The 20,883-nt window shown below is 45.7% G+C and carries 24 protein-coding genes, 1 tRNA gene and 1 pseudogene; 8 read left to right on the top strand and 18 right to left on the bottom strand.

Annotation, left to right across the window (positions count from 1 at the left end):
• Window positions 1–50: 50 nt before the first annotated feature.
• The 9 genes from G340_RS0104485 to G340_RS0104445 all read right to left on the bottom strand — a co-directional run bounded on the left by G340_RS0104485 (window position 51) and on the right by G340_RS0104445 (window position 6,325).
• Window positions 51–590 (bottom strand): hypothetical protein, encoded by a 540-nt coding sequence (locus G340_RS0104485; protein ID WP_020072465.1) that lies wholly within the window; start codon window positions 588–590, stop codon window positions 51–53.
• On the bottom strand, window positions 587–988 hold the full coding sequence (locus G340_RS0104480; RefSeq protein WP_020072464.1) for a DUF4320 family protein: 402 nt from the start codon (window positions 986–988) through the stop codon (window positions 587–589). Before G340_RS0104480 ends, G340_RS0104485 begins: the two co-directional genes overlap by 4 nt.
• 3 nt (window positions 989–991) lie before the next feature.
• A complete protein-coding gene (locus tag G340_RS0104475; protein WP_020072463.1) occupies window positions 992–1,864 on the bottom strand; it encodes a hypothetical protein in 873 nt (290 codons plus the stop codon).
• 4 nt (window positions 1,865–1,868) lie between these two features.
• On the bottom strand, window positions 1,869–2,798 hold the full coding sequence (locus G340_RS0104470; RefSeq protein WP_020072462.1) for a type II secretion system F family protein: 930 nt from the start codon (window positions 2,796–2,798) through the stop codon (window positions 1,869–1,871).
• Entirely contained in the window at window positions 2,795–4,144 is a 1,350-nt protein-coding gene (locus G340_RS0104465) for an ATPase, T2SS/T4P/T4SS family (protein ID WP_020072461.1), read from the bottom strand. The genes G340_RS0104470 and G340_RS0104465 overlap by 4 nt, the downstream gene beginning before the upstream one ends.
• Window positions 4,141–4,884 carry a ParA family protein gene (locus G340_RS0104460; RefSeq protein ID WP_020072460.1) on the bottom strand — a complete coding sequence of 248 codons (744 nt, stop codon included), beginning with the start codon at window positions 4,882–4,884 and terminating at the stop codon, window positions 4,141–4,143. Before G340_RS0104460 ends, G340_RS0104465 begins: the two co-directional genes overlap by 4 nt.
• Complete coding sequence (cpaB, locus tag G340_RS16350; RefSeq protein ID WP_020072459.1) at window positions 4,874–5,608, bottom strand: Flp pilus assembly protein CpaB; 735 nt, start codon at window positions 5,606–5,608, stop codon at window positions 4,874–4,876. Before cpaB ends, G340_RS0104460 begins: the two co-directional genes overlap by 11 nt.
• 1 nt (window position 5,609) lies before the next feature.
• Entirely contained in the window at window positions 5,610–6,008 is a 399-nt protein-coding gene (locus G340_RS0104450) for a prepilin peptidase (protein ID WP_177309641.1), read from the bottom strand.
• 110 nt (window positions 6,009–6,118) lie between these two features.
• Window positions 6,119–6,325, bottom strand: a complete 207-nt coding sequence (locus G340_RS0104445) for a DUF6133 family protein (RefSeq protein WP_020072457.1) — start codon at window positions 6,323–6,325, stop codon at window positions 6,119–6,121.
• A 366-nt stretch (window positions 6,326–6,691) separates the two neighbouring features.
• On the opposite strand from G340_RS0104445, the gene G340_RS0104440 reads away from it, so the two are divergent.
• Genes G340_RS0104440 through G340_RS0104430 form a run of 3 tightly spaced genes read left to right on the top strand, consistent with a single transcriptional unit; the run spans window position 6,692 to window position 8,760 of the window.
• Window positions 6,692–7,924: a Y-family DNA polymerase gene (locus G340_RS0104440; protein ID WP_020072456.1), complete on the top strand. Its 1,233-nt coding sequence runs from the start codon at window positions 6,692–6,694 to the stop codon at window positions 7,922–7,924.
• A gap of 8 nt (window positions 7,925–7,932) precedes the next feature.
• Window positions 7,933–8,163 carry a hypothetical protein gene (locus G340_RS0104435; protein ID WP_020072455.1) on the top strand — a complete coding sequence of 77 codons (231 nt, stop codon included), beginning with the start codon at window positions 7,933–7,935 and terminating at the stop codon, window positions 8,161–8,163.
• Between the two features lie 27 nt (window positions 8,164–8,190).
• The gene (locus G340_RS0104430; protein WP_020072454.1) at window positions 8,191–8,760 is read left to right on the top strand and encodes an SOS response-associated peptidase; all 570 of its coding nucleotides are present in this window, start codon (window positions 8,191–8,193) and stop codon (window positions 8,758–8,760) included.
• Window positions 8,761–8,763: 3 nt separating this feature from the next.
• On the opposite strand, the gene G340_RS0104425 is transcribed toward G340_RS0104430, so the two are convergent.
• The 5 genes from G340_RS0104425 to G340_RS17190 form a co-directional block, all read right to left on the bottom strand.
• Window positions 8,764–9,048, bottom strand: coding sequence for a SpoVG family protein (locus tag G340_RS0104425; protein ID WP_020072453.1), 285 nt, complete (start codon window positions 9,046–9,048; stop codon window positions 8,764–8,766).
• Window positions 9,029–10,900, bottom strand: coding sequence for a ParB/RepB/Spo0J family partition protein (locus G340_RS0104420; protein WP_081626924.1), 1,872 nt, complete (start codon window positions 10,898–10,900; stop codon window positions 9,029–9,031). The genes G340_RS0104425 and G340_RS0104420 overlap by 20 nt, the downstream gene beginning before the upstream one ends.
• A 4-nt stretch (window positions 10,901–10,904) precedes the next feature.
• Complete coding sequence (locus G340_RS0104415) at window positions 10,905–11,672, bottom strand: ParA family protein (RefSeq protein WP_020072451.1); 768 nt, start codon at window positions 11,670–11,672, stop codon at window positions 10,905–10,907.
• A 78-nt stretch (window positions 11,673–11,750) separates the two neighbouring features.
• Window positions 11,751–12,086 carry a hypothetical protein gene (locus tag G340_RS0104410; protein ID WP_020072450.1) on the bottom strand — a complete coding sequence of 112 codons (336 nt, stop codon included), beginning with the start codon at window positions 12,084–12,086 and terminating at the stop codon, window positions 11,751–11,753.
• A gap of 12 nt (window positions 12,087–12,098) precedes the next feature.
• The gene (locus G340_RS17190; RefSeq protein WP_020072449.1) at window positions 12,099–12,998 is read right to left on the bottom strand and encodes a hypothetical protein; all 900 of its coding nucleotides are present in this window, start codon (window positions 12,996–12,998) and stop codon (window positions 12,099–12,101) included.
• Between the two features lie 233 nt (window positions 12,999–13,231).
• Here G340_RS17190 and G340_RS0104400 point away from each other — a divergent pair, with 233 nt between their 5' ends.
• A complete protein-coding gene (locus G340_RS0104400) occupies window positions 13,232–13,690 on the top strand; it encodes a hypothetical protein (protein WP_020072448.1) in 459 nt (152 codons plus the stop codon).
• A gap of 287 nt (window positions 13,691–13,977) precedes the next feature.
• On the opposite strand, the gene G340_RS0104395 is transcribed toward G340_RS0104400, so the two are convergent.
• From G340_RS0104395 to G340_RS0104375, 4 genes are all read right to left on the bottom strand, one after another.
• Window positions 13,978–14,187: a helix-turn-helix domain-containing protein gene (locus G340_RS0104395; RefSeq protein ID WP_020072447.1), complete on the bottom strand. Its 210-nt coding sequence runs from the start codon at window positions 14,185–14,187 to the stop codon at window positions 13,978–13,980.
• Between the two features lie 215 nt (window positions 14,188–14,402).
• On the bottom strand, window positions 14,403–16,169 hold the full coding sequence (locus tag G340_RS0104385) for a hypothetical protein (RefSeq protein WP_020072445.1): 1,767 nt from the start codon (window positions 16,167–16,169) through the stop codon (window positions 14,403–14,405).
• Between the two features lie 66 nt (window positions 16,170–16,235).
• Window positions 16,236–16,886 carry a DUF6550 family protein gene (locus G340_RS0104380; protein ID WP_020072444.1) on the bottom strand — a complete coding sequence of 217 codons (651 nt, stop codon included), beginning with the start codon at window positions 16,884–16,886 and terminating at the stop codon, window positions 16,236–16,238.
• Window positions 16,887–16,972: 86 nt separating this feature from the next.
• Complete coding sequence (locus G340_RS0104375) at window positions 16,973–17,491, bottom strand: hypothetical protein (RefSeq protein ID WP_020072443.1); 519 nt, start codon at window positions 17,489–17,491, stop codon at window positions 16,973–16,975.
• A 149-nt stretch (window positions 17,492–17,640) separates the two neighbouring features.
• On the opposite strand from G340_RS0104375, the gene G340_RS0104370 reads away from it, so the two are divergent.
• The 4 genes and pseudogenes from G340_RS0104370 to hisD all read left to right on the top strand — a co-directional run bounded on the left by G340_RS0104370 (window position 17,641) and on the right by hisD (window position 20,854).
• Window positions 17,641–17,725, top strand: a tRNA-Tyr gene (locus G340_RS0104370).
• A gap of 145 nt (window positions 17,726–17,870) precedes the next feature.
• Window positions 17,871–17,996: pseudogene (locus tag G340_RS17400) on the top strand (hypothetical protein); the annotation flags it as partial.
• 158 nt (window positions 17,997–18,154) lie between these two features.
• Complete coding sequence (locus G340_RS0104360) at window positions 18,155–19,159, top strand: MerR family transcriptional regulator (protein ID WP_407635353.1); 1,005 nt, start codon at window positions 18,155–18,157, stop codon at window positions 19,157–19,159.
• A gap of 432 nt (window positions 19,160–19,591) precedes the next feature.
• Window positions 19,592–20,854, top strand: coding sequence for a histidinol dehydrogenase (gene hisD, locus G340_RS0104355; protein ID WP_020072440.1), 1,263 nt, complete (start codon window positions 19,592–19,594; stop codon window positions 20,852–20,854).
• Window positions 20,855–20,883: the final 29 nt, after the last annotated feature.

Below are 20,883 nucleotides of genomic sequence, written 5' to 3'. Positions count from 1 at the left end.
TTCTCTCCTTAACATAGAAACACCTGTAAGATGAAATCTTACAGGTGTTTCTAGAATTTAGACTGATAGCCAGCTTTTACCTCTATGGGTATTTCTAAGGGTGGGCTTTGTTGCCAACCAAAAGACATCGGTATAATGACGGTATAGGAAGCAATGCCGGTAAATTGTTGATCGCTTCCGCTAGAGGTGAATGGAGTGTTTGTCATCTTGATCTTCAAACCGGTTATTTTATATTCATAGCCACTGCTGATCGATTTGGTATATTCACCGCCGCTGTACTTAGTCCCCAGCTGGTCATTCACAAATCCATAGATAGATTGATCATCTACGTTTTCCGACCAGTCAGATCCGGTGAGCTGATAAGCTCCGCTATATCCCTCACGCAGACCGTTAAACAGCCTATCATAGTTGGCTGTGCAGGACTGCGTTACAACGGATTCCATTGCATTGCGTGTGCCATATGCAATGACCTGTAGACGCAGAAATTCGAATCCTGCGGACGAAGCAATCAGTAAGGAGAAAATAACGGCAGCCGTCAAAAAGACAGAGCTGCCGTTATGACTTTTAAGGATAATTCGGAGTCTTTTCATTTCCAATAGACCTCCGATCTTCCTGTTTGTCGAGACTGTAAGGTAACTGGAAAAGAGCCTAGGTTGCCGAAACCAAGATCCTTTTGAATCGTACATGTCACAATGATTTCCTCGCCAAGCTGGATTTTACCAGTCTTAGACCAAGAAACTTTCGGCTCCAGACCGGTACGATCATTCAGCTTACTTTCCATTTCAGAGGTTTCTTCTCCAACTTGTCCAGATAGCTCGGCGGTGCGCTTCAACTCTGATGCGTAGACATCGAGCTGCTGCTTGTCGATGAAGGCTGGAGCTACAGTCAAAAACAGCATCAGAACCATAACGACTAATACCACCATAACAGGAGATTCAAATAAAATACTTCCGCGAGAGGAAGTCAATATGTCTTTTGCCTTTCTCATTTTTCACCCCGCCATTTGATGTAATAGATCCATTAAATACATTGCGATAGGAACAACCAGCGTAATAAAGAAACCAGCCAGAACCAGATAATTGAATACTTTTAAACCATCAGGTCGTTTCACTGCAATCATATTCAGCTGCTGTCGTTCTTGCTTTTTAAAATCAATAGCCAACATAGAAAAGTGCATGACCCCATTATCCCCGCGCATTACGGCTAACAGGCCTCGAACGATTTCGCTCATCATGATACTGTTTACTCGTGCTTCCATACGCACCAGAGCTTGCTCAGGAATACCTGACTGCATATCGGCAATTGTCAACTCCAACTCATTTCGAAACGCTTCTCCGGCGATGCTTTTATACCCGATCAGTATAACTAAGATATTGCGGTTCGAATGCAGCTGTTGTTCAATTGTTTCCACGAACCTTGGCAGTTCACGTTCAATTTGTTCTCTTTTCTCTTTGACCATTTTTTGTGCAGATCCAATGTCTGCAAAAAAACTGTTCACAGCCCACCAGATAACAACCAGATCCATAGCCGGAAGTGTTACGGTAAACGGGATCAGCAGTAACATTTTTAGCAGCAACTTAATAATCGCATTTGCCAAGTATGTTTCTGGCTGCATATTGATTCCGGCATATAGCAGCGAGGCTGCCAGGTTTTTCTTTTGCTGAGGGTTTAGTTTAATATACGGGCTGAGTTTGGAGGCCAATGCCATCAATAAAGTGTCGGTTTTCCAAACTTTTGCTTTACCGCCTCTGGCAATTTCCATTGCTGCTTGAGAGCTGGCCAACGTCGGAATGTGTAACATATCGCACAGCAGCAGGTAAATGCCGCTTGATAGAAAACAAAAGCACAAAATATAAATCAGCATATTGTTACCTCCTGTATTCAATGGGCCTAGTGCTGCGTATGACGTTTACGAAAGACACCAATAAAATGACCACGTCGATGGTTATAACAATTTTGCCTGCGACGGTGTTCATCAGCAGCAGATACCATTCTTCATTCAAAACGCGAAGGAAAGGAATCTCTAAAACCAAGAACAGAGCCATTATTACGTATACTTTTAGAGGCTGATATAGAAGAATATTAAGCTCGCCGGATACCACACGCATATCGGACATCTTATTGACAATTGGCAATAATGTAGATTTTAGGTTTCTGTCCTTCTGGCACAGCTTCATAGCATCAATCCATTCGTGAAAAACAGGACTGTCGATCCCTCGCTTCATGGTTTCCAATCCTGCCATCAGATCGGAACTGATGAGATCTGCTTGTACCATAAATCTTTCAAAGGTTGGGCGGATAATCGGATCCAAGTGATCTATATTTTCGCGAACGGCTGTCACAATGGATTCTGTACGCAAATATGAAGATGTGATCGTGGAAAGGGCTGTTTCCAATGCAGCATTCAACCCTTTTTTCTTGCGTATATAGGAGAACGAAATCAGAAGAAATGGCATCAAACCTAAGCCGCCTGCCAGCACCGGTGCAAGAAAGGCGTTATTCAACGCACTGGAAATTAAAAGTCCTAGCGCCGCAAGCCCCATAGAGGCAAGAACTAATTTTGGCCATTTCTGTTTATCATTTTCCTGTGCCAGTACATCTTGAGCTTCCTTCACAATTCTTCTAATTCCTCGAAGTTTAACTGGCTTTTTGCTAAGTGCGACACTTTTTTTCAATTTGGTTTTTCTTTTAGCCATAAAAGTGTTTACTTGATCTACTAAATCCAAAGGCGATAACTGGAGAAGTAAGAAAACGCCTGCAATTAACAGTAAAAAACCCAATGTGAATAAGAATGTCAAGTATGCTCACCTCCACCAATGAAGTTTTGCAGGAGCGCTTCGGGTATTCCGTTATCCCGAAGCGTTTGCTGCAGCTTTGTAGAGATAACACCTACACGCTCAAATTTTCCGGTAATAACAGTTTTGCCGTCTACAATATCATTGTGGAGTGTGTGATATTGATACAGTCGGTTTAATTTTCGAGTGCCGTCGCTATCTATAGAGCATTCGCAAACTTCGGTTATCCTTCTAACATTATCCTCCATTTTTTTGATGAAAAAGGTGATGGGAAAAGCGTCCACAACAAAACGAGACAACAATTTATCGCTGAGATTTCCTTTTAAGCTGCACAGATCAAGAATACGGTCGTATATTTTATCGCAGCTGATAGCGTGTACTGTGGAAATGACAGCATGACCGGTGCGGGCGGCTTCCTGTGTTTCATAGGCTTCTGAGCCTTTCATTTCGGCTAAGCAGAAGTAGTCTGGATTAAATGTAAGCCCTTGCTCCAGCAACATCTGCTGTGTGATGCTAAGAGCAGGATCGTCGGAGTAACGGGTGCAGGTGTGAATTACATTATTTATAACATTGCCATCATCATCCTTTTTGGGCAAGTCAAACTCTCTTGTACCGTTTTCTACAGTGTAGAGTCGCTTGTCATTGGGAATGGTAGACATGATCCAGCTCATGATGGTGGTTTTTCCAGTGCCTGTTGGTCCGGCCAAGCACATGGAAATACCATACCGATACAGAATGCTGAGAAAATCTAGCATTTCTTCTGTGGCTGTGCCGAAGCTGATAAAATCTTCTTTACCTAGCTTCTGAGGGTTGATGAATCGAATAGATGCCGTTACGCCAACATCTTCGTCAATGACTCCAAATCCGTTTACGGTAATACGAATTTTCTTATTCAGATGTCCTCGAACGCAAGGCGTTTTGTCATCTAAAACGATTCTCGATCTGCTCAGTAATCGACGAACAGTATTTAGAGCATGATTAGGCGAATAAAATCTTCCTACTGCCGGTTCCACCCGTCCATCACTGAAAGTGACCTTGATGTCATTCCATGAGTTGATATTAATTTCTTCCACATCTTTAATTCGAAAATCCAGATATTGAGAGAGAAAAGAAAACCCAGTCATTTCATCGATTAACTTGTCGACCAGATCATCAAAGCTGTATCCTTCTACCTCATATCCTTGTTCCGTCAGGTATTGCTTGGTATATGCCTCCAGTTGATTCTTGCTCTTTTCTGCATCACCGGAGAGTAGCTCCTTATACTTCTGAAACATGAAGTTTTGTGTATGGTTAAAGACCTCCGCAAAACTGAGGCATTTTTGCTGGGTTTGGAATAGATTTCTACTCATTTCTGAAAGGCCTCCTTGATCAAATCATTCATAGCTGACTGAAAAACTTTTCCCTCTTTGCCATAAACAGCATCAAGCAATTTTTTTTCTTCGGTCTGTTGAGTAATGGCGGGGCAGTGAGGGAAGATATAGTCTGCACCTCCCAAGGCTTCCCGAAAGGAATAGGTATCCTGTTTTGGGAATACATCATTCAAGATTTGCAAATGCTGCTTGTAATGGTACCTGGCCCCCTGCAGCAACCTCTTTTGTGATTCGTTGTACACGGCACTCTTCAGTGTAGCGGTGGAAACTTGTAACACCTGATCGGCAATCTCCAGCGCTGTGGCTGTAAGTATTTCGCTGGTGTGGTGTGAACAATCTACCAAAATATAGTCAATGTCCGGTATTTGACGACAAAGCCGGTAGAAGAATCTGATTTCCGGATCAAGGTACTCATGGTAGGTAATCAGGTTATCTCCAAGCTTATACCCTAAGATACTGAGATAGCCGCTGCCGCCGTAGACGTGGCAATGCTTCAAAAGATCATTTACGGTCGGTTCTGGTAAAGATAGCACATCTCCAAGTGTAGAAACTCTTTCTTCCACCGGAAGCAATAGCGGTAACATTGGAGTTTCGTTATCGCAATAGATTACTAAGACATTCTTTTTCAGTGCAGCCAGTTCTTTCGCAATTTTTATGGTCAAAGTGGTTTTGCCACTGGCTACACTTCCCCAAATTGCAATCAAACGATTATCCTGCATTGCTTACTGTACCTCCATTTAAATATTCGCTCTGCAATTCAAGAAACTTCTGTGCGTTTGCCTCAGATCCTCGATAAACTAAGGCAGCATGAAGTTTCCCTTGGTTCTCATATTCCACAAGCTTTAGTTCCTGTTTCGGCGTCACTATTACCGTTAGAGTGGACGGCATATCGTCTGAACTGGTATCTTTTTGATCGGCAGATCTATCCACACCGGTGTTGTTGGTGGCTGCAATCAGTCGCACATATCGCAGCTCCTCCGGCATCAGGGTTTGTTTTAAGTCACCGTAGTCGGCAACGGAAAGTGAAATAATATCCCCAGCACGTAGCTTTCCGGACATACCCGATGCAAAACTTTTGATGGAAATCGAAACTGCTACCTGTTTCCCGTCGAGCTGGGACAGATAAGCATTTGGGGATTCAGCAGCAATTTTTGTATCCAGAATGCTGTCACCGGGCATTAACGTGGCCAGAGCATATTTGCCAATTACGGTACTCGGATCAGTCACAGTATTACTCGGCAGGTTATATCCTCCCACTTTTACGGTTTCTACCATGTCCTTCGTAATCAGCGTGTTTTCTTCGATCTGACTTTTTACCCGGACAATCTCGGTCTGTTTACTTTTAATGTTGCTGAACGCAGGAGCAACTACAAAAGAAAGGATTAATGCCAGTACGATGCAGACACTGCCCAGCACCTTTCTGTCTTTAAAAAACTTTTTCATTTTAGCCTCCGATCATGTTAAATACGACAAAGCACCCTACACTAAGGCAGGGTGCAAGCGCATAAACTTTATTCTTGTGTTTCAGATATGTTGGTAGATGTACGATGAGAAATAAGAGTAGACCTATAAGCGCCGCGAGTATCGCGCCGTATATGCCCAAAGCAAAACCGCAGGCTGACATCAGCTTTATATCCCCGCCACCAATGCCGTTTTTGAAATAAGCCATCATCAAAAACAAAGCAGAAGGGAAAAGCAATCCTGCAACTGAATTCCATGTTACACCGATAAAGCCGGAGCAGATAACTGGAATCAATAAAATATTAGGGATAATTTGTAGCTTGAAATCAGTAAAGCTGATAATTAGCAGACTGATAGTAAACAGAACACCCTTAAACAGCATCCATGTTTCCGTCTGCATCTTCAAAAGAATACCCGTGCAGAGCAATAAGAGAGCGAAAAGAAGAATCCTTTCTGTGGATCTGGATGTCCTGAAAATCCTAATTATCTGTGTCATTTGACAGCAAACATTTCGGCGATTTTTGACTTGATGCCAGGAATTATCGTGTCGGAAAAGATTCCGGTGTATGCGTTTAAAATAATCATAGCCAATACAATTGCAATGATTGCTGCACCGGCAATTTCAATTGCGGATGCACCCTTTTCGCTTTTTAATAATCCAACTGTTTTACGGAATGCCAAACTGATTTTGTTTTTCATTTCAATTCTCCTTTAAAATGATTTTGAATACAGTAGGTAACGCCTCAATCTACGGTGGATCCCGGGAGCAGATGCAGCGCCTGTCCAAATACAGATTTATCGGCGTACCGTCAGTGCTGGATAAGCGCACGATCAGTAGCGTATCATCTGGTGTGACATAGCCTGTCATGCGCTGGCTGCATTGTGCTAAAGACAATAGCTGGTTGGGTGTAACAACAACTTTCTTGATTTCCGTGTAGATTCCTCCTTTCGATGTAACAAAAAAGGCACCTGATTCAAAAAACGAATCAGATGCCTTTAATTTCCTCTTGCATATATAGAACACTTGTTCCATAATATATAGAACAAGTGTTTGGTGGTGTTAGAATGGAACGAACAATTTTGCATTCAGACTGCAACTCTTTTTACGCATCGGTGGAATGTCTGCACCGGCCTGAAATACGGGATAAGCCGGTAGCGGTAGGTGGGGACGTGGAGCAGCGTCACGGCATCATTTTGGCCAAAAATGAGCTGGCCAAAAAGTACAACATTAAGACAGGCGAGGCTCTCTGGCAAGCTCGGCAGAAGTGTCCAGACTTAGTGATTGTCCCTCCACACTTTGAATTGTACCAGCGTTTTTCAAAGCTTTGTCACAAGATCTATTTAGATTACTCAGATCGAGTGGAGCCGTTTGGCTTGGATGAATGTTGGGTCCAGGTTACAGCAAAGGATGCCAACGGCGCGCTACTTGCGCAGGAGATCAGCCAGCGGATCAAGAGTGAGCTTGGAATCACTGTGAGCATCGGTGTATCTTATAATAAAATTTTTGCAAAGCTGGGATCTGACTATAAAAAGCCCGATGCAGTTACGGAGATCCGCCGGGATAACTACAAGCAAATTGCCTGGCCGCTGCCGGTTGGAGATTTACTGTATGTCGGTCGAGCCACACAACGAAAACTGGAATCTTATTGTAAGCGCACAATAGGTGACCTGGCCAACACACCGGAAAAAACACTTAAAGGTTGGTTCGGTAAATGGGGCAGCGTGTTATACTCGTTTGCAAATGGCTTTGATAGTACGCCAGTCGCTCGATATGAGGATCACGATGATGTAAAGAGCATCGGAAACAGCACCACCACGCCGCGTGATTTGCTCAACAATGAAGATGTTAAAATCATCGTATATGTGCTGGCCGACAGTGTTGCCCGTCGGCTGCGAGAACACGGCTATAAGGGGCGAACCATAAGCATCAGCGTCCGCGATAATCAGCTCATGAGTTTTGTCCGGCAGCACACTTCAAGCCAGTACACTAACATTACCGCCGAAATCGCCCAAGCGGGAATGGAACTGTTTATGCAGCACTATCATTGGCAGCGGCCTATCCGTAGCCTGGGAATCAGCATATCCGATCTGGTAAGCGATGTGGCGCCGCTGCAGATGGATCTGTTTGGTGCAGGGCAAGAGCAGCTACGGAGGGAACGACTTGACACCACTGTGGATGGCTTGAAAAAGCGCTTTGGTACCAATGCTGTGCGTCCTGCGATTTTGTTACAAGATACGGAACTGTCCGGTTTTGACCCCAAGCGTGAGCACACAATTCACCCAGTCGGATTTTTTTGAGGTATGCTATGAAGCATTATGTTGACATGATTGTTCGGTACACTCAGGACGGCCAGATTATTCCATTGGCCGTGCGCTGGTCAGCAGAGCAGCTCTTTGAAATTGACAAAGTGTTGGATGTGCGTCAGGCAGCATCACTCAAGGCAGGTGGTACAGGTATCCGCTATCTCTGTCGAATACAAGGTAAAGAACGTTTTATTTGGCTCGAAGAAGATAAGTGGTTTGTTGATGCTAAATAGGGAAGAATAAATACAGGGGTGATAAGGATGTGTGGGCGGTATGTCCTTTTTTCCGATCCCGAGATGGCCGAAATTCGCGAAATTATTGAAGAGGTTCAGAAAAACAATCCGGTGATAAAAACCGGAGAAATTTTTCCGACCAATAGCGCACCTGTGTTGCTGCAGGAAGATGGAAAACTTACGCCGCATGCTGTAAAGTGGGGGTTTCCTGATTTTCGCAGCAAAGGTGTTATTATTAATGCTCGCGGGGAAACCGCGCCCGAAAAACCGATGTTTCGTAAAAGCTTCGAAACAAGACGCTGCATCATTCCTTCTTGCGGATTTTTCGAGTGGTCACATCATGGTCAGAAAACAAAGTATCAATTTAATCTGCCAGGAGAAAGTGCTTTATACATGGCCGGTCTTTATAATGACTTTGATGGTGATCGTCGATTTGTTATTCTTACGACTGCGCCAAATGAGTCCATGCAGGAAATCCATAACCGGATGCCCGTGGTTTTGACGCATCCGGAAATGGATCAATGGATCGGGAGCTATCAGGGAGCCTTGGATATTTTGCAATCTATCAGGCCAGAGTTAGTAAAACAATTGGCATGATAATTAACACGCTTCTAATGCTGACTGGTAGGCATCCAGAATGACCGACTGCAAATATCCTCTAATTTGAGGATTTAGCGGTGCAATGTTTTGATAACCAAATTTGTTTTTGTTCTTGTTGTTCTTGTTGTTCTTGTTGTTATTGGGAAATTCAACACACATACCATTTTCGGCCTGTATGATTTTAATTTCATTGATTGCCAGCTCGTCATCCAAGACGATGCTGGCAATTCCTTTTAGCCGGGGCATTCCGTTCACCGGCTGAATTTTAACGTGAGTTATTTTCACTATGTTGATCTCCTTTCAAATTCGGAAGTGCTTCCGATTGTTCAAGTTCATTGTTGCTGCTTTTTTTATCAAGCAATTCATTAGAGCGGATCATCTGGCGAATGTAGGCATCAATTTGGGAAAATGTCAGTGTGCAGCAATGACGGGTATTAGAATCAGAGTATTCTATTTCTGCACACGTAGCTTTTAATGAGATTCCGCCACCCATATGGTCAGGATAAAAAATTGTTCTGTATGAGCCAGAATAAGTAGGTTTTAAAACGTCCTTAATAGCTTCTTGGACAGTTGGAATTTGAGACTTATAATACCGAAAAAGCTTTTCGCAATCATAACGCACTTTAATGGCAAACTTCACTTTTTCATCCCAGAAAGCGGTATCAAATTCGGAAGTGCTTCCGGTTCCCACATCCTGACCATCCCCCCCATTTTGGGGGTGGTGGTCAATTTCTGCTTTTGGCTCAAAATCGGAAGTACTTCCGCTGTCAGTTCTGGTGGAAGTCGTTTGTAGGGGAATCGGTAAGAAATCGGAAGAGCCGCCTATACCGATTGAAGCGTGACCAGACTGGATAGAATTTACTATTTCAACAACATCTTCGCCGGTAGCTTCACCTATGTATAGGTGATCTGGATTCATATGTGATGCCTGTTCAAAATCGGAAGTGCTTCCGATTTCCGTCATTGGTGCTTTTTTCGGCAGAGCAGAGGGCATAGTCATTTGATACGCCTTATCAATGCTCAGTTCTCCGTCTATGACCCGCTGCTGATCTTCGGGCGGCAGGTATTCCACAATCTTTTTATATTTCCGAGCCTGTCTGGTGCTGACTTTCAAAGTTTCAGCAATTCCTTGCTGGATAGCGCCGGTAAATTCTCCGCTTTCCTTCATCTGTGTCAGCAATTGTTCCGTGCTGATATAGAATTGCAGCTTCTGAGCGGTGGTGTATTCCCGCACATCCAGATTAACCGCATGGAGCATCAGCTTGGCCTGATTGTCGCTGATATTGTCGTACACCATACAGGATACGGTCGGCCAATTCAAATTTTCCTTGATAGCACTGAGCCGATGTTCACCGGAGATGAGCCAGTATTCCGTGTCCGACTTTTTATTGACAAGCAGCGGATTGAGCAATCCATTGGCCTGCAGGCTCATAGCCAGCTCATATCGGCTCTGCGGCGTGTCATTGGCAGCGTAAGGATTATCATATCCTACTTTAATAAATTCCGTTGGAATCAGCTCGTGTTTTGCCACGCTTTTCAGGCTCTGTGTAATGCCCTTCACTTTATTCAAACCGGCTGCGATATTGCCCATGTTGATTTTTCCCATAGTAGTTCCCTCAATCCTCTTTAAGATGATTTCTCTTTCCTGCCCGGGGACAACATCTTTCCGGCTGCCATTCGGGAGAAAGAACCGATCAAATAGCGCCTGTTTTGCAGCAATACCCTTTTTATTTTGTTCCGGGTAGATTGGCAGGCGATAAAGGCCATCAGTGCCATACTGTACACCGCGCTCTCCGGGCTTTCCCGTATCGGTGGAAATGCCATCAGTCTGCTGTACAAAAGCTTGTACCTCTTGCAGAAAGGCCAGATCCAAAGAGTAAACACTTCCGACCGTTTTGCTCCCCAAAGATAAATCTGCATAGGTGTCATACCTCAGGCTCTGGCTGGTACGGCATTCCCATGCTCGGATTCCCGCCCATGTATGATGCTCGTAATCCCAATGATCCATGACCGGAAGAGCATAAGGGCAACCATAGCATTCATGCTCCGATCCGTAATCTTTCATGCGATACCCGGTAGTACCAGAATCCCCACTTTTCTGAAAAGTGCGGCCGCATTTGCAATAATACTTAGCCATAGCCTTACCTCAGCCGCAGCTTTGTCAGGATTTCTTCGGTAAGAGCTTTGTAGTCCTGGCAGCCGTTGCTTTTCGGCTCATAAACATTGATGGGCTGATGGGCGTTGATCGCTTCAGAAAGCTTTGTGTTTTTACGGATTGAGGTTGTAAAGCAGGGGAAAATATCCTGCGACTGCAGGGCTGTTTTATAGGCTATCTTGTTGGCCGTGCGTTCGTCGATGGTTATAAGAACGCCCAGCACGGCCAACGTGGGATTGACATATTTCACGATATCCACAATTTCGGTTGACATACAAAGCAGCCCCTGAATAGCGTAATCATCCGGGATGGCCGGAAGAATCACATAGTCAGCAAAGGCCAGAGCGTTTGTTTTAATGCGCTCTCCGGAGGGCGGGCAATCCATGAGGATAAAATCATAATCCTCTTCAATATCAGTCAGGGCATTCTGGAGAAAGAAATCCTGTCCCCGGGTTTTAGCCATTAGGAATGTTTCAATTTCCTTAAATGCAAAATTTGAGGGAATCATCTGAAGGCCGAAGAATCCGCACTCCCTGACGGCCTCCTTTGCGGGAATGCGACCTTGCACTACGTCGTTGATGCTGGAAACGGAATCATCATAAAGAGCGTAATAACTGGTAGCGTAGCTCTGAGGGTCTAAATCAATCAGCAGTACCCGGTAACCCTGCTCCGCGAGGATTGCAGACACGTTGACTGCTGTGGTGGTTTTGGCGACTCCGCCCTTTTCGTAAGTAATAGCGATTTTGATGCTCATAATTGTATCCCTTTCTTTCTTGTAAAATAAATAGAACCGGCTTTTATGCCGGTTTAATGGATAGATATTTTTTCTCGCTTATGTTAATGGTTCAGTAGTATAAGCGAGCCATGTTTTTCCGTAGTCCTTAAATTTGTAAGTCCCAAGGAATCCGATAGCTTCTGAATTTTTAATATAAACAAGCACCCAGGTGCCAGAACTATCTTTACCGAGGTGGGTTTTTCCAACTACCCATACCGGTTTACCGTCCATTTGCTGGATCTGCTCAATCGTCAGCGTCTTGTTTTCTGGGATAGGGCGGCTGTGAATCTTTTCTTCTAGCGCTTCGGCAAGTAGTCTTGCACACTGTGCTGCCACGGATTGATAATTCTGATTTTTAGCCCATTCATAAGCTTTCTGCTGTTCAGTATTCATATTAATTCCTCCCTAAATCACCATTTTACTAAGTTCCTGCTCTCGCAGGTAGTTGATAAAGCAGCTGCGATAGTAAGCCGTAATGTTTTTGACACCTTTGAGGGATTTTCCACGCATATGCTCCATAAATTCGCGGATTGTGCAGCTGTCAACTTTGGCTATGTACGGAGCCAAGGCTTGTCTGCTTTGTGACACTCCGTTTATTTTTGTTTCAGGTGAAGCCATAATTTCTACCATGCAATCCACCAGTGCGGTGATGGTCAATATATCGTCAGGCATTTCTTGTTCAAAGTAGCGGTACTCAATCTGTTCCTTAATCTGGTTGGACAAAAAATCAGTCAATCCGTCGTTGTAAGATGGACTGACTGATTTAGTATTATCAAGGACAGTATTATCAGGGACAGTATTATCATTACCACCCCCATTTTCCACCGGGTGCTTAAAGCATAGGGTGCTTTGAGCATAGCATCCGAAATGGGGGGTATGGTCGTCGGGTGCTTCTTGACCACTACCCCCATTTTGGGGTATATGGTCAATTTCTTCTGTGATACTGACGATTTCACCATTTTTGTTGAGGTTAATTGTGGCCGAAGTAGTCAGGTCTGGTTCTTCCAGCAGGTCGTATTCGTATTTGAACTTACCTCTTTCTCCGGTTGGCATACGATACTGCTTTAAGTATCCGCAGTCTTTCAATTCTTTCCAAGCGGCATCAAAAGCTTTCGAGCCTTCTTTGCACTTCAACTTGATTTTCCATATGCTCAGATCTGCATCGGGCATTGTTATCAGGCTCTGGATCAGCGAATAAAGCCCTTTGGCTTTCAGGGATAGCTTATCGTCGTGTAGAGCGGCGTTGGATACTTGAGCAAATTTTGTTTTCCTTGGCCGGAAACGGCCCTCATTTCTTTGTATCATCGTTGTATTCCTTTCCTGATTGTATTTGATGCGTTTCCACGGGCTTGCAACCGTCCGGACTATCCGGGCCGCATTAACGGAGCCGGTCAGCTCCGCTGCTCTGCGTGTTAAGGATGCTCCAGAAACAAATGTCTAATACTACTAAAATTAAAAAAATACATGCCGATTAACTCAATGAAATAGTTGAATCACCGTACGATTCTGATACCAATTAATTCAATGGGGGTACTAAAATGCAGTCATTTGAAAACGAGAGAAATGATAAACCAAATAATCAAGATCTAAAGGATTTGTATAACGCTGAGCTGCTGAATGCCAATTCTATGTCTCTGGAACGCTTACAAGAGGAAATTGCAATTTGTCAAGCTTACATTACGGTGGATTTACCTTCTTATATAAGTACATTGTCCAATATAGCTTTGGTAATGGTTATCGGTGTAGCGCAGATTTTTGTCGGTGCCGGTTCGTCTATGCAGATTCAGCCGATACTTGTGTTCATTTATATAGCATCGATAATTTCTATAATTGTAATTTATTCTACAAAGATGATTCAGAGGTTACTGAAACACACGATGAATAAAAAAGTGTACACGATACGCTTATCTGCGTGTAAAGTTGTGTTAGCCATGAGATGTAGTGAGCAAATAGCTCATGTTAAAAAAGTTAAAGTAAGGAAGCATTACAATAGGTAATTACAAAGATTGCTTTACCAACTTGCTGGTCAGCTCCGCTGCTCTGCGTCACGTTTCAACGGACACCAGCGAGGGGAGATCTTAACGGTAATCTGCTTTGAATAACGTTCCGTCCGGCAGACCATTCTAGTACCTTGCCCGGCCATAGTCTGTGGATGTCTGCAATAAAATCGGTTTGGGCTACCGTTGCAATCCTCGAACCGGCAATAGTTGCATTCCGAACATTTCAAAATCTATCATCCTTTCTCATGGCAGTAGAAAGCACTCCTGATTGACCATCAGAAGCGCTATCTTTCGTCCAACATATCTTGGTACAGTTCATCCAGAGGGATGTCCAGCACCTTAGCAATGTCACAAATCATCCTAAAGCTGAGGTTGCGGTTATCTCCGTTTTCAATCCCGTGAATTGTGGAAACCGCATGGCCGGAGCGCCGGGCCAGCTCGGATTGTGACAAACCTTTCTTTTGCCGCTCTTGGCATATTTTGTCGGATAGCATATTATCTCCTTTACTCTATCAGCGGCCATAACGTACTAAACGTAGCTATAAACATGACTAACATTAAGCCTAAGATACCCACGTAGAAAATTATTTTGCCTGTATCTGCAAGATCGTCGTTTCCAATTATGCCTCCAATTAAAAATAGAACCAAGCCAATTACAGCAACACCAGTTGAAAAGATTAATCCGTTCTTCATTATTTGAATAGCTCCTTTACTCCACCGGCTTCGGGCCAACATGCCAATCATCATAAACGTTGCCCTTGATGGTTACATAGTCGCTTAAATTGGCCACAAGCATTCCGGCAGGAGTCCATGCATCAAAAGCGTAGACTGATACTTCATACTTCCCGTCTGGATACCAAAGCGGTGTGAAATGCACCCTACGGTTGTAGGTGGAATATTTATTGGTCTTAAATTGCAGCGTCGAAGGATTACCGGATCGTGTCAGATCGAGCAGCCGCCAGTAGCTTTTATATTTGAATTCGGGAAAGTAAGCTACAGCTGTCTGAAGGCCGGTGATATGCGAATTGGGGGCAGAGCCGTCCACGTCACCGGTGACAGATACTTTCACGCCATATCCAGACTTCATGACCTTTCCGCTGGCCGTGGGGGCCTTATCATCTGGCATCAAACTCATTTTGGCGGTAAGGGAAGCCGTATATTTTTTAAACGTCCAATCCCACCATCCCTCATCTTTCCACTTGCCTTTATCCACCCAATCGACGCTGCCGTCAGCGTGGTGGCGCTTTACCCAATGCTCGTGCCATACAAGATACTCATGCCAACGAGCGCTCCACACGCCCCAAGACCGGGAGAGGTACTCAGGCTTGTTTGGCACTGAGGTAGCGATAAAACCATCATTGCGGTCCTTTGCAGTAGGGTTCGGTGGCTCATGAGTGTCAAGATTTTCAACCTTAGCGGCAATGCTGGTGGCACTTAAGCTCCCCTTGTTTGAGCTGACAGAGATATTGACCGTCTGTGGGGTAGAGGGGGTATGCCATTTTACCCATACAAGCTGGCTTTCATCTTCGGGGATTACTATGTTTGTCACGTTGTATGTGCTGCCGTTAATCCGAAAGGTTACCTTCGCGGGGCTGTCCGGATTGATCTCACTGCCGCAGTTCAGCTGTACCGACGTAACAACATCTGTGTTCACCCGGTAGGTGTAGTTGGCGGTTATCGGGTCTTCTGGCTCTGGATCATCCTCACTGAACTTTACAGCGCCAAGGCCAAGGGAGGATATAATAGTATTGTTGGATTGTGCTGATGCGCGGCTTCCGGTATAGGCCGGGTAACCAAGATCAGCTTTTCTTAAAAACATAGCAAGCGGCAGGTTTTTATGCGATAAGTCTTTCATTTTCGCACGCAACCCGCCGCTTAATTTTTGGTCATATAAAGCTGCTTCCGTAGCTGTCATAGCGTAGCGCTGACCGCCGAAGGTGATGTAAGCAATTGGTTCAATGAGTAGCTTGTAGTTGCCGTTTTTCAGCACTTTGTAGGCGTTATTAATGTCTGTCGGATCATCACTCTTCGCAATGGTGAGCTGCGCTATATATCTGACAACTAGCTTATCTGTAAAATAAGACCGAATTTCATCGATGTTAGCAACACCGTTATCCTCTATAATGGTAGGCAATCCTTTTTTAGGAACATAATAGGTATAAGTAACAGCGGTTCCAACCAAAGAAGCTCCATGTTTATAATGCAGCTTGCTTTTTTTTCCAAAGTGTCCCTTTATGTTATCTTCATTTTTGTTAGTTAAATCAATCGGAGTTGTAATTGGCTCATTGTCACTTGCACGGACAACAGTAATTCGTACGCCATCCTGCCCGGGATTCCAAAAATTTTTTCCAGCTTCTCCGTCACCCATGCCGCCGCCACCATTGTCAATGTTCCCGTCTACCTCTGCAAAAACACAGGTAGGAAAAGCAGAAAAAAAGAGGAGCAGGCATAGCAGAACTGATATAATGCGTTTCATATATCCTCCTTGCAAAACGAAAGAGCATGGCCAATACCATGCTCTTTAACAAATCTATATTGAATTCTACTCCATAATTCCAACTTTTTCACCCGTCAATTCATCTCCGGATTTACCAACGGTTTCACCTTCACCTCCGCCGGTTCCATCTACCCAGCCAAAACCGGGCATATAGGTTTTTCCATCCTTTACATCACCAGCTTTTGGGGTAGAAGAGGAAGATTTGCTGGAGCTTGACTTGCTCGAAGAAGATTTACTGGAACTGCTCGAGTTGCTTTTACTGCTGGAAGAACTGCTGCTTGTCGTTTTCTTTCCGTTGTCGATAACCGGAGTTTCTTTATAAGTGGGCTGCTTATCTGGATCAGTCAAGGCCGGATTTGTTGCCTTGGTGTATCCGCTGCTCGTTTCGCTACCGGCTCCCTCAATCACCGGAGCCGGGGGCATTGAAGACGACTTTGGAGCTATGCTGGTAAGTGCCGTTGTATTTTTATCACCTGCACTGGCTGCGCCCGATCCGCTACCTGATGTCGAACCGGCAGCTCCACCGGCCACGTCAGCAGAATTGATTTCTCCAATCGTCAGGGATACATTGGACGATGTCGTACTCTCTGCCGGAGTAAGGGGATCGTCTTTCCCTCCATCCTGCGTAGCGAACGCCGTAGCCACACCTGCAAAAACGATAACCGCCGCTATTGCAATTATATATTTCTTTTTCATAAGTTCGTCCTCCATTCGTTAATTTGAGTGTATTCTTATTACCACATTCTGTCAAGATGAAAGCGGAAGCGCTTCCGCTTTTGACTTCATAATTCTTTTAAATTTGCTCTAGTGCTTCTATCGACGCTTTGCTTTTGGGGGCTTTCAGCCTGATGTTTAGCGTCCTGAAATCGACCGCTTATGTCAACTGCTTTTTCGGGTGTCCGTTCTTTCTCCCACCACAGCTGTTCACGTTGCAGGGAACCATGACAGGGCATTTTCTCCCGTTCGTTCGGCTCTCTACCTAATAAGGCCTCCAATTCGTTCTTAAGCCCATAAGCTCTATTAAAATCATGGGTTCTCATGATCCAAACATCGCCGTATTTTTCCCGACTCTCACCTTTTACAATAAAAGAAACGAAGCCGTCATAATCCTTGACGACTTCTACTTTAAAATAGCTGCAATTATAAGTCTTGTGTGTACCATTGGAGCCAAGGTATTCAACAACTTCAATTTCTTTACGATCTGGCGATCCAGGAATCGAAGTGGCAATTACCGGGAAGCTCTGTTCAACGTACTGATCGATAGGGGGATTTTCAGCCAGTATCATTTTTTTAGATTTCATAATCAATGCACCTCTTTCTGTTTTTCTTAGCAGACCGATATAATTTGTAATCAGCAGGTCGGGGGTTCGAATCCGTCCACCAGCTCCACGCTTCGGCGTTCAGCTGAATCGGACAAACTGCTGCATCTGTTTGAGATAAAAGGTAATATGGAGGAGTTCCCGAGTGGCCAAAGGGGGCAGACTGTAAATCTGTTACGTTACGTTTCGGTGGTTCGAATCCACCCTCCTCCACCAAATTAAGATAATCCGACCCTTTTCCAATTGGAAAAGGGTCGGATTTTTCATTTTGTATAGATGAAACAGTATAGGTAGAGCGGCGGAATGGGTTACATACTGTCGCCAATTCACCTCTTAAAATTAAAGCCTCAACAAAGAATTCTGGGGAAAGCATTTATGGGCACGGGCCTATTTCGTCGCCAGCAGCGGAAATGTTACGGATGAAGTAACGGCCGAGTACTGCTCAATGCGAGGACAGACCTTGCTAGTGACCCATGATGCGTGCTGAAATAGCGGCGCAATAACGGTGGCCACAAGTCGTAAGCAATACCGGAAGCCCTTATGGCGCATGGAGGCTAACTGTTGGCAGCAGATGGCCGCCTTTTATACCCCTTTTCAACTTGCGCGCCCTGATTCTGCGGCTGAGAGTACGGCAAAGATCAGAAGGTGCATTTTGGAAGGGCAGGCTTTGCTCAGCAGGAAAAACCAAAAATATCTTTTGACATAGCGCGTAAAATTCGATATAGTTACGGAAAAGGCTTGTGTGAGTGGGGAGGCGGTCATATAAAAAGCTACAGTACCAATGAAGTCTGTCAGATGTGTAACGTAAGCAGAAAGCAGCTGCGCTATTATGAGGAGCATGGGGTGCTCAGCCCTGTTCCCAGAAACGACGCGAACAATTACCGCTACTACACCCAGCAGCACCTGTGCGCGATTGTGGCAGCGAAAGCGCTGAAAAACATCGACATGTCGCTGGCTGAAATGAAGGACATTATCTATGGCCGAAACGTTGAGGCGATCCAGAGATCGATCCGAAAGCAGATGACCGCCTCCCGCGAGGCTCTGGAGGAAAGCATGATCCGCTACGAGCAGAGCACGCTGGAATATACCAAGCTGATGGAGGCCATCTCCATTTTTAAAATCCACGATCTCAAGGGGGAAACGGATTATCATTATGAAGTGGTGGATCGCCCGGCCCAAAGCGTGATTTCGCTGCGGTATCGCACCGATTTTGAGGACGCGGATGGTTTGGACATGGATTACCTCCCTCTGATCCAGACCAAAGCGCAGTCCGTCAATGCCGCGTCCCTCAGCATCAGCGCGCTGATGTATATCACCTACGACCATTTTGACAGTGACGCCTGTTCGTTTAACAACGAGGTTCACGATTTTAAAATTGCCGTTCCGGTTGCCGATGCCGGCCCGCACGTCCAGCATTGCGATCATATCCCGGCGTTTCAGGGGGTGTCGGCCATCCACATTGGTTCTCCCAAAAATGAACGGCTCTGCCAGACCTACATGAATTTGCTGAAATGGGCAAAAGCGCAGGGATACCGTCTGGAGAACTGGTCGGTGGAAGAGTGGCTGATCAGCCCCATGATTACCAACAACTCCGACCTTTGGATGATTCGGGTCATGATCCCGTTCCGGGGAACAGGGATACAGGGGTGACCAGCGGGCGGGTTTTTGCGCTTTGGCAAAGGAAAACGTGTCCCACAGGGGCATGTTTTAAATTCAGCTCCTGCATAATTCGGCGGCTTTTCGGTAAAATTTAAGGATTTCTTGTAAATTATGAAAAAATTTTATTTTCATAATTCAAATCATTTTGATACTTGACTTATCCCCGGGGGATACCTGTAAGATGAATCTCAGAGGTCGCAGACCAAAAATACCAGCGTGCGGCGGAACCGTTTCAAAGCATATCCCCAAAAGGAAACCGTGTTCCACCTGGGTCTGCTGCTGACGAAGCCGGCGGGAATATACGTAAGACAAAGGAGTCGCTTTTCTGCACAGTATTGTGCAGAAAAAGTGGCTCCTTTGTCTTATCTGAAAGAGAACAGAGAAATCCAACCGAATGAAATGAAAGACAGGAGTGGACTTGACATGCAAGCGATCAAACAGGCGGAGAAGAAAACTTACCAGAGAGATCACCAGCTGACAGAGACGGTGCTGGAGATCATAGATTCCGTGCAGAGCCGCGGAGACGCCGCTCTTCTGGAACTGGCCCAAAGGTTCGACCACACAGATTTGAAATGCGTGAAGGTGGATCGCCCAACGATTGAAAAGGCCTATACATTGGTGGATCAGGAAACCGTAAAGCACATCACCTTTGCCGCCGACCAGATCCGCTGGTTTGCCCGGCAGCAGCTGCAATGCATGCAGCCGCTGAACGTTCCAAGCCCCATAGCGGGTGTGGAGCTGGGGCACCGGCTGGTGCCGGTAGAAAAATGCGGCTGCTATATTCCCAGCGGGCGCTACCCGCTGCCCTCCTCCGCGCTGATGAGCGTTATTACCGCAAAGGTAGCCGGTGTAAAGCATGTGGCGGCCTGTTCCCCCGCCTTTCACGGCTGCGGAACGATCCACCCCGCCGTGCTGGTGGCGATGGATATTGCCGGTGCCGATGACATTTACTGCATGGGCGGGGCGCAGGCCATTGCGGCTTACGCTTACGGCACGGAGACGGTGCAAAAGGTCGATATGATCGTCGGGCCGGGAAACAAATTTGTCACCGAGGCCAAGCGCCAGGTGCTGGGCGACGTGGGAATCGACAGCCTGGCTGGACCCAGCGAGGTGCTGATCCTTGCGGATGAGACCGCCAACCCCACCTTTGTGGCCATTGATCTGCTGGGTCAGGCGGAGCACGATCCCAATGCCAAGCCTATTCTGGTCTGCACCGATGCGGGCGTGATCGAACGGTCTATGGCGGAGCTGGAGCGCCTGCTGGCGGATCTGCCGACCCGCGATGTGGCCCAGAGGTCATGGGAGGATAACGGGGAGGTTTACCTGGCCGAGAGCATGGAGGAGGCCATCGCGCTGGCCAACCGGGTGGCGCCGGAACACCTGGAGGTACAGACGAAGGAAGAACGGCAGGTAGCTGCCCGGCTGTATCACTATGGGTCTTTGTTCGTGGGGCATTATGCGCCGGTGGCCTTTGGGGATTTCGTCTCCGGAACCAATCACATTTTGCCTACCATGTCCACGGCCCGCTATTCTAACGGACTGTGTGTCAAAACCTTTATTAAGACGCCTTTTCACCAGTACGTCAGTCAGGAGGGCTGCAAAAATCTCTCCGAGTCCTGCATGCATTTCGCGCAGGTGGAAGGACTTTACGCGCATAGAGATTCCGTCCGTTTGCGCGTGGAGTAAACTGCACAGGCGAACCGGAAACAGAAGGG

This window comes from Faecalispora sporosphaeroides DSM 1294 (genome assembly GCA_000383295.1).
GTDB classification, from domain to species: domain Bacteria; phylum Bacillota; class Clostridia; order Oscillospirales; family Acutalibacteraceae; genus Faecalispora; species Faecalispora sporosphaeroides.
This window is presented reverse-complemented; position numbering and strand designations above follow the sequence as displayed.